Below are 8402 nucleotides of genomic sequence, written 5' to 3'. Positions count from 1 at the left end.
GGAATGGACGAACAGTACCCAAGGGCATTGGGAAACTGGCGGGAAACCGCAAACGACTGAGGAGACTCCCACCTCTGCTGACGAAGGGAAGCCCGAGCCAGTAAGTGGTGTCGATGAATCAGTAACTGCTTAGCAGGAATCACCGCCCTTCTAGGGCGGTGAGTATGTCAACTTGAATGCAGAATCGAATTCGACTATTTCCATGTCCAAACACAAATCTAATCGCGATCGCCTAGTGTATTCGGAGTTCGGTAACGACGCCACGGCTCGAGGACCGGAGCGAGTGCAGGAACTTCTTCCCCAACAGCAAGACTTGCGCGTGCAAGCGACACGCAAAGGGCGCAAAGGAAAAACAGTTACGATCGTCACAGGGTTTCAGGCGAAACCGGAAACCCTTAAAGCCTTGTCGAAAGCGCTCAAAAGTCAATGTGGAGCGGGGGGCGCCGTAAAAGACAACGCGATCGAGATTCAGGGAGAGTTCGTCGATCGCGTCGTTGCGTTTTTGAAAGAGAAAGGGTATCCCGCCAAGCGCAGTGGTGGCTAGAAGCTGAGGATTTCGCGCAACAAGTCTGCTTGTTTTTGTGCTTGTGTATCGTTAGGATTCAAACGTGCGGCTTCTTCAAAGGCATCTAATGCCTGTTGGTATCGGTTGAGTTTGGCGAACACGATGCCGAGGTTGTACCAAACGTTCGCGTCGTTGGGTTGGAGTTGCAACGCGTAGCGCAATACTGTTAGGGCGTCCTCGTAACGGCCGACTTGTTCTAAGACCGCACCTAAGTTATCGAGCAGTACGACGCATTCAGGAGTGCGATCGCTTTCTTCGAGGGGTTCGTGACAGCTTCGCATTTGAACCGCCAACGAGCAGGCTTCGATCGCGTCGACAGGACTGGCATTCGCACACAACTCTGCTAGTTCTTCAAACTCGAGACTTTGGAGTTCTGGCGTTACTTCTTGCAACTCGATCGCGTTGAAATATTTTGATAAATCCACACCCCAAGATGGCGTTGCCAAACTCGCACACCAGATCGCTATTGAGGAAGTCGCTATGCGAACGAGTTGAGTTTTGAGAAAACCGTTCATGGTAAAAAAACGCTGGGTCTGGCTTTATTTCAATCGTTTTAATGTCAGCGTCTGGTACGAGTTACATGACAGCAGACATTTTAACCGTCGCACGATCGCTCCCGAACACGACGTTTAATCTCTAGCTAATAATTTACTGCGAGATCTGTATGTAAAATAGCGTATATCCACAGGATACTATATCCGTGTTTTTACGTAAACCAACCTGAAAACTCTTTAGAATTGATGAAAAAACACAGTTGTTTACTTGACTCCCTTCTTTGTTTTAACTCTTTTTCAACACGATCGCCCTCTTGCCATACCACAACCGAGATATTTTCGTCCCCAGTTGGCACGAGACTAAGCCGATGGAAAACGCGAGTGCAACGGACAGAATTCGTTAAAATTCGAGCGATCGTGTCAAAAATATTGCGATCGCGTTAAAACTACGCAAAACTACGCGAAATTACGGACTTAAATATAGATAGGTTTTATTTTTCTTCACTTGCGAAACGTGATGTCAGTCACGTCAGCGATCCTCGTCACGTACGACAATAAAAATTTAACTGAATCGATCGGAGAAACCCATCCAGGGAGCGAGTTCGTGTTAGCCAGAATTTGGAGTGCATCCCTATACGGTCTCGAAGCGGTGCGCGTCGGGGTCGAAGTAGACGTCACTGGAGGACTGCCGAGAACCACCATCGTCGGACTTCCCGACACCGCCGTTCAAGAATCGCGCGAACGAGTCAAATCAGCTTTAAAAAACTCGGGGTTTGCCTTTCCCCAACGACAAATCGTCGTCAACCTGACCCCCGCCGACTTACGCAAAGAAGGTCCGAGCTTCGATCTCCCCATTAGTCTTGGCATTCTCGCCGCCTCCGAACAAGTCAACCCACAACTTCTCGGAGACTATCTGTTTCTCGGGGAAGTCTCCCTCGATGGTAGCTTGCGCCCCGTCACCGGAGTTCTCCCCATCGCCGCCGCAGCGCCACAGATGGGAATTCGCGGCTTAGTGGTTCCCGCCGCGAACGCAGGCGAAGCGGCCGTCGTGCGAGATTTGAATGTATACGGCTGTCACAGCATTACCGACGTGGTCGAGTTGCTAAACAACCCCGACGTGAAAGACCCCGTTTGCGTCGATCTCGATCGCCTCTTCAGCCAAGATCGCGCCTTTCACCTCGACCTCAAAGACGTGAAAGGACAAGCTCACGCTCGCCGCGCCCTGGAAATCGCCGCTGCAGGCGGTCATAATTTGATTTTCGTCGGCCCCCCAGGCAGCGGTAAAACCATGTTAGCGCGGCGGTTGCCGGGAATTTTGCCGCCCCTGTCGTTTTCCGAAGCCTTGGAAGTGACCAAAATTCACTCCGTCGCGGGGTTGTTGCGCGATCGCGGTACTCTCGTCAGCCAGCGTCCCTTTCGCAGTCCCCACCATTCCGCTTCGGGGCCTTCTCTCGTCGGGGGTGGCAGTTATCCGAAACCCGGGGAAATCTCCCTGGCTCATCGAGGTGTTTTGTTTCTAGACGAACTCACGGAAGTCCAGCGAAACGTCTTAGAATTTTTGCGCCAACCCCTCGAAGACGGCTTCGTCACGATTACCCGCACCCGTCAATCGGTGAGGTTTCCCGCCCAGTTTACCCTGGTCGCCAGTACGAACCCTTGTCCTTGCGGGTATTACGGCGACCCCATTCAACCCTGTACCTGTTCCCCTCGCCAGCGAAACCAGTATTGGGCGAGGTTGTCGGGGCCGTTAATGGATCGCATTGACTTACAGGTCGCGGTCAATCGCTTGAAACCGGAAGAAATCGTGCGCCAGTCGATGGGGGAAGACTCGAAAACCGTGCGAGAACGAGTGTTGCAGGGACGCAAACGATCGCGCGATCGCTTTGCTAACGAGTCGATTCAGTGCAACGCCGAAATGCAGAGTCGTCACTTGCGGCAGTGGTGTCCCTTAGACGAGACCTCGCAACAGTTGCTAGAAGGAGCGATTCGCAAATTAGGACTCTCCGCTCGAGCCACCGATCGCATTCTGAAAGTCGCCCGTACCATCGCCGATTTAGCCGGAGAAGACGCCATCCAAAGCCATCATATCGCCGAAGCGGTGCAGTATCGGACGATCGATCGCATGCAATAGTCCACAACTTCGGCGCAACCTCCGAAACTCCGGCGCAGCATTTCTTGAAACACCACAGCGGGGGAATCGGGCAGCTTAACGCTCCGAAAATCTCTCGTTACAATGGGTAAAATGCTCGCCCGAAAGACCTTCGCCACGGAAAAGCAGCGTGACACAGCAAAGAGCCAGTACCAACCGAGACGCCCTGCGCGAAACTGTTGCCGCTGTAGGGAAAAACTACTACGCCCTGTTGGGGTTGCATCCCTCCGCCTCCGTCATCGATATTCGGCGGGCTTACTGGGAGCTGAGCAAACGCTATCATCCCGACACCACCGAACTGCCCCACGCGGTGGCAACCTCGAAATTCCAACAGTTAAACGAAGCCTACGCCACCCTCAGCAATCCCGAACGGCGGGCGGCTTACGACCTTCAAATTCGCTATTCTCGCATTCGGGTCGTGCAACCGTCTCGCGACCTCGATCGCCCCGCCACGAAGTACGATTCTCGTCCCTCTTCTGCCTATCTCGATCCGGTCGATCGCCCCCTGTCCCCAGGAGAAGTTTTCTCGTTATTTCTCCTGTGCGCCTCTTTGGGAGGGAGTTTGTTTCTGGCGATCGCGATTGCATTGCTCAGGGGCGATCCGTTGTAATAGAGAGGTTTGAGTTTTAAGTTTCGTAAAGTAAAGATGACACCGCCCGCTACCACGCCGCTTTACAACCATCCCTTACCGGATATTGAAGACTGGCTCCGTACCCAAGGATGCCAGCAAGACCGCGACGAACTCAACCACTGGTGGGTCGATCGCCAAACCTGGAGAGCCGAAATCTGGCTGGATATCGACCAGCTCGTCGTCTGCTATCGAAAACCCGACGATGAAGAAGACATCCAGCGTTCGTTCAAGTATTCCCTAAGCCGCCAAGACGTAGAAAACGCCGTTTTTGGGGGGCCTTAAATCGAGATCCCCTGTAAATCCTCTCGGGGATTGCTGCTGCGCTGCTCTCGCAGTTTTTCGTAACATTCCCGTTCGGTGGCGCTGAGCGACTTCGGCGGTACGATTTCGACCTTCACCAGTTGGTCGCTGCGATCGCCCGTTTTCGGCAAGCGCCACCCTTTCCCGCGCAAGCGCAACATTTGACCCGAACGCACGCCGGGAGGAACGCTCACCGTCACCGAACCGTCGGGAGTCGGCACGTCGATTTTCGCGCCCAAGACGGCCTCGTCGGGAGAAATCGGCACTTCGCACACCAAATTATCGCCCTCGAAGGAGAAGAAGCGATGGGGTTGCAATTCGATGTTGAGATATAAATCCCCTTGTCGTCCGAAGCCGTCTTTCTTGCCCTTTCCTTTGACGCGTACGCGGCTTCCCGACTTCGCACCGGGGGGAATGCGAACTGAAATCACTTCGCTGCCGATATTGAGGCGTTTTTGGACGCCGTGAAACGCTTCTGAAAAACTCAGCGATAACGTCGCCTCGCGATCGAGAGACGTTCCCGGTTGGCGGCTGCTGTAGCGAGAAAAGTCTTCAAATCCACTACCAAACCCGGACGACGTACGCCCCCCCGGACTACTCTGATAAGACCAACGCGTGCGCGTCCGGCCGCCGCCCATACCACTGAGTAGAGACTCGATGAACTCGTCGAAGTCGGCGTATTGACTGAAATCGAAATCGAAGCCGTTCGGCGCGCCAGCGGGAGTGCGACCGCCCCAAGCCGAACCGCCGTTGGCCGCTTGTTTCCAATACTGGCCGTACTGGTCGTATTTACGACGCGTTTCGGCATCGGACAAAACTTCGTAGGCTTCGCTGACTTCCTTGAACTTCGCTTCGGCCTGGCGATCGCCGGGATTCATATCTGGGTGATACTTGCGAGCCAGGCGACGAAAGGCGCGTTTGATCTCGTCGCTACTCGCCGTCTTGTCTACGCCGAGAATCGCGTAATAGTCTTTGAAGTCCGTTGCAGCCATTGCACTTTAAAATCCGTATCGCGATCGCAATTGTTCCTTGCGTTCCTAGTTTAATGGATTTCTTTCGCCCGTCGAGTTCGGGTATCGCTTCCGAAAACGATGGCAATACCCGAACTCGAGCGAACGCCGAGGACGTTCGAGCCGTTGGCGATCGCTCTTTTGCAGTTAAACACGGGCGATCGATGGGTTTCCCCAAACCTCAAATCGAGAACCCATCGGGAATCGTCGCGTTTTTCAACACCACGACAATGCCGCTGCGGATGTAAAATCCGAGATTTTCGCGATCGGCTTCCTCGATGTTTTCTTTATTGAGAATGCGAACGTTCTTACCGATGCGAGCGTTTTTATCGACGATCGCCCGGCGAATCGTACTGTTGGCGCCGATTCCGATCGGAACTTTGCGATCGTCGAGTTCCCCTTGCCGTTCGGCGAACGGTTGATAGAAATCAGCCCCCATGAGCAAGGTATCTTCGATGACGCACCCGGCGTTAATGCGGCTGCGAACCCCCAACACCGAGCGATCGATCCGGCATTCTTTCAAAATACAGCCTTCCCCGACGATGGACTCCGTAACCTGACAGTCGAGGAGTTTGCTCGGCGGCAGATAGCGAGCGCGGGTGTAAATCGGTGCGTTCTCGTCGTAGAAGCTGAAAGGCGGCTGCGGTTGTTTCGTCAGCGCCAAATTCGCTTCGTAGAACGCTTGGATGGTTCCGATATCTTCCCAGTACCCGTCGAACAGATACGCCTGAACGTTATAGTCTGACGCCGCACCGGGAATGATTTCTTTCCCGAAGTCCGTTTGGTCGGGCGATCGTTGCAGCAGGTCGTTCAACACCTCTTTTTTGAAGACGTAAATGCCCATCGAGGCGATGTAGGGTTTTTTCGCCGCTTGTTCGGCGTCGAGACCCAACGTCGTCGTATCGACCTGCATCGCTTTGAGGTCGTCACCCTTGGGTTTTTCGGAAAAATCGATCACCCGACCGGAATCGTCGATTTTCATCAAACCGAAATCCGACGCTCGCTGTTCGTCGATGGGAATCACCGACAGAGTAATATCGGCGTTCGTTTCTCGGTGACGTTGCACGAATTGGCTGTAATCCATGCGATACAGGTGGTCGCCCGAGAGAATGAGATATTCGTCGATATCCCATTCTTGCATCAGCCAGATGTACTGACGTACGGCGTCGGCAGTGCCTTGGAACCAACCGGGGCTGTCGGATGTTTGCTGGGCGGCGAGGATTTCCACGAAATCGTCGCTAAACCCAGAAAAGTTATAAGTCCGCGAGATATGGCGGTTGAGAGACGCCGAGTTGTACTGCGTCAGGATATAAATTTTTTGAATGTCGGAATTAATGCAGTTGCTAACGGGAATGTCGATCAGGCGATATTTGCCAGCCAGGGGAACGGCGGGCTTCGCTCTGAGTTTGGTAAGTGGATAGAGGCGCGTCCCTGCGCCCCCTCCGAGAATGATGCCTAAAACTCGTTTCACCGGAAAACCTCCATCGGCTGCGGGCGGACACGAGACCCCGCCCCTACTCTCAAAATCAAGTGTCCGATTGTCTGGGTTTCTTGGCAAGGGGGGATTTTTACAGGGAAGAGGGAAGAGGGCAGAGGGAAGAGTGGGAATTCCTCTTTAACGCTTCACTCTATACTCTTAACTCTTCCCTGAAAGAGGCGCACCGCCCCCGCCGACGATATACACGCGAGCAGTGTTCGGCGAGGGGTAGGAAGGGGGATAGCTTAAAATGGGGGTCGTGTTGAGAGGGGAGCGATCGCATGAGCGAGAATTCGGCGCCTGGGTCTGAGTTGCGAGGACGAAAGTTGAGTGTAGCGACGAAGTTAGCCTTCGGTGCTGGAGATATGGGCGCGGGGATTACAGCGACACTGCTGGCGTTTTCGTTTTTGATTTTTCTAACCAATGTGGCTCAGCTACGACCGGCATTGGCTGGAACGGTCTTGTTGATCGGTAAGATTTGGGATGCGGTCAACGACCCGATCGTGGGGTTTTTGAGCGATCGCACCCGCTCTCGCTGGGGACGACGACACGCTTGGATGATTTGGGGCGGTATTCCCTTTGGCATTTTCTTTTTCTTGCATTGGTTGGTGCCGGGATGGTCGAGTCCCGACCCGGCCGACCAATGGGGGCTGTTTTGGTATTACGTGGTTGTCAGTATTTTATTTAATACGGCGTATACAGCGGTCAATTTGCCCTATACGGCGTTGACACCGGAACTGACGCAAAATTACAACGAACGCACCAGTTTGACGGGTTTTCGCTTTGTATTTTCGATCGGGGGCAGTTTGCTGTCTCTGGCTTTGGGCGTTGCGTTGGCTGGCGCGATCGACGACCCGCAACAACAGTATCTCTGGCTCGGGGGCATTTGTGCGATTTTAGCAGTGTTACCCCTCTATTGGTGCATTTGGGGAACCACCGATCGCACGGCCTTCGATCCCAACCGCCCGGAACCAGCAGCGGAGACGGAGGTTAGAAAAGAAACCTCTCTGTCGTTGAAACAACAACTGAAAGTTGTCTTTCGCAACCGACCGTTTTTATTCGTCATCGGGATTTATCTCTGTTCCTGGCTGGCATTTCAACTGACGGCGGCCGTCATTCCCTATTACGCGATCGGCTGGATGGGCTTAGAATCCTATTTTATGGTGGCGTTGGTGGTGCAGGGGGTGGCGATGGTCTCCCTGTTGTTGTGGAGTGCCATCAGTCGCCGCTACGGCCGTAAAGCGGCGTATTTTTCGGGGATGATCTTATGGATCGTCGCCCAAGGTGGTTTGTTTTTCTTACCGCGCGATCGCGTAGACCTGTTGTACGTCCTCTGTGCGATGGCGGGATTGGGCGTCGCGACGGCCTATTTAATTCCTTGGTCGATGTTGACGGACGTTACGGATTTGGACGAACTCCAAAGCGGCCATCGTCGCGAAGGGGTGTTTTACGCGTTTATGGTGTTGCTCCAAAAAATTGGTTTGGCGTTGGGATTGTTCCTCGTCGGCCAGATGTTAGAACTGGCAGGATTCGTCGAACCCGTCCCCGGACAGGCACTCCCTCCACAGCCAGAGTCAGCATTGTTAGCGATTCGCTTGGCGATCGGACCGCTACCGACGACCTTGTTAATTATCGGTTCGATTCTGGCCTATTTCTATCCCCTGACGCGAGAGGTTCACGAGGAAATCGTCCTGAAACTTCAAGAACGCCAAAACCAAGGCGAGAATTGAGAATGGGGAGCTTCTGAAGAGGGGGAGAAGGGGAGAAGGGGAGAGG

General features: G+C 53.7%; 9 protein-coding genes. 5 read left to right on the top strand and 4 right to left on the bottom strand.

The annotated features are described in order from the left end of the window. The first annotated feature begins 196 nt into the window (after positions 1 to 196). Positions 197 to 544: a translation initiation factor gene (locus tag POG22_RS06350; RefSeq protein WP_498904254.1), complete on the top strand. Its 348-nt coding sequence runs from the start codon at positions 197 to 199 to the stop codon at positions 542 to 544. Here POG22_RS06350 and POG22_RS06345 read toward each other — a convergent pair. After that, positions 541 to 1080 carry a tetratricopeptide repeat protein gene (locus tag POG22_RS06345; protein ID WP_017662791.1) on the bottom strand — a complete coding sequence of 180 codons (540 nt, stop codon included), beginning with the start codon at positions 1078 to 1080 and terminating at the stop codon, positions 541 to 543. The two genes, POG22_RS06350 and POG22_RS06345, sit on opposite strands and share 4 nt — an antisense overlap. Before the next feature lie 583 nt (positions 1081 to 1663). On the opposite strand from POG22_RS06345, the gene POG22_RS06340 reads away from it, so the two are divergent. The 3 genes from POG22_RS06340 to POG22_RS06330 all read left to right on the top strand — a co-directional run bounded on the left by POG22_RS06340 (position 1664) and on the right by POG22_RS06330 (position 4121). Then, the gene (locus POG22_RS06340; protein ID WP_498904252.1) at positions 1664 to 3190 is read left to right on the top strand and encodes a YifB family Mg chelatase-like AAA ATPase; all 1527 of its coding nucleotides are present in this window, start codon (positions 1664 to 1666) and stop codon (positions 3188 to 3190) included. A gap of 148 nt (positions 3191 to 3338) precedes the next feature. After that, entirely contained in the window at positions 3339 to 3818 is a 480-nt protein-coding gene (locus POG22_RS06335; protein WP_498904249.1) for a J domain-containing protein, read from the top strand. A 36-nt stretch (positions 3819 to 3854) separates the two neighbouring features. Continuing rightward, positions 3855 to 4121, top strand: coding sequence for a DUF3143 domain-containing protein (locus POG22_RS06330; protein ID WP_026097899.1), 267 nt, complete (start codon positions 3855 to 3857; stop codon positions 4119 to 4121). Here POG22_RS06330 and POG22_RS06325 read toward each other — a convergent pair. Genes POG22_RS06325 through POG22_RS06315 form a run of 3 tightly spaced genes read right to left on the bottom strand, consistent with a single transcriptional unit; the run spans position 4118 to position 6620 of the window. After that, positions 4118 to 5131, bottom strand: a complete 1014-nt coding sequence (locus tag POG22_RS06325; RefSeq protein WP_498904247.1) for a J domain-containing protein — start codon at positions 5129 to 5131, stop codon at positions 4118 to 4120. The genes POG22_RS06330 and POG22_RS06325 overlap by 4 nt on opposite strands. A 50-nt stretch (positions 5132 to 5181) precedes the next feature. Beyond that, positions 5182 to 5304, bottom strand: a complete 123-nt coding sequence (locus POG22_RS06320) for a hypothetical protein (RefSeq protein WP_498904245.1) — start codon at positions 5302 to 5304, stop codon at positions 5182 to 5184. 26 nt (positions 5305 to 5330) lie between these two features. Continuing rightward, a complete protein-coding gene (locus POG22_RS06315) occupies positions 5331 to 6620 on the bottom strand; it encodes a glucose-1-phosphate adenylyltransferase (protein ID WP_498904243.1) in 1290 nt (429 codons plus the stop codon). A 287-nt stretch (positions 6621 to 6907) separates the two neighbouring features. On the opposite strand from POG22_RS06315, the gene POG22_RS06310 reads away from it, so the two are divergent. Then, the gene (locus POG22_RS06310; RefSeq protein WP_498904241.1) at positions 6908 to 8356 is read left to right on the top strand and encodes an MFS transporter; all 1449 of its coding nucleotides are present in this window, start codon (positions 6908 to 6910) and stop codon (positions 8354 to 8356) included. Positions 8357 to 8402: the final 46 nt, after the last annotated feature.

This window comes from Geitlerinema sp. CS-897 (assembly GCF_028368005.1).
GTDB lineage: Bacteria > Cyanobacteriota > Cyanobacteriia > Cyanobacteriales > Geitlerinemataceae > Baaleninema > Baaleninema simplex.
The sequence above is the reverse complement of the archived record's forward strand: the minus strand, read 5'-3'. Positions and strand labels throughout refer to the sequence as shown.

What these genes read in the sequence shown, in the direction of transcription:
- POG22_RS06330 (WP_026097899.1), top strand. Translation starts at nt 3,855, where the DNA reads ATGACACCGCCCGCTACCACGCCGCTTTACAACCATCCCTTACCGGAT.
- POG22_RS06325 (WP_498904247.1), bottom strand. Translation starts at nt 5,131, where the DNA reads ATGGCTGCAACGGACTTCAAAGACTATTACGCGATTCTCGGCGTAGAC.
- POG22_RS06310 (WP_498904241.1), top strand. Translation starts at nt 6,908, where the DNA reads ATGAGCGAGAATTCGGCGCCTGGGTCTGAGTTGCGAGGACGAAAGTTG.
- POG22_RS06345 (WP_017662791.1), bottom strand. Translation starts at nt 1,080, where the DNA reads ATGAACGGTTTTCTCAAAACTCAACTCGTTCGCATAGCGACTTCCTCA.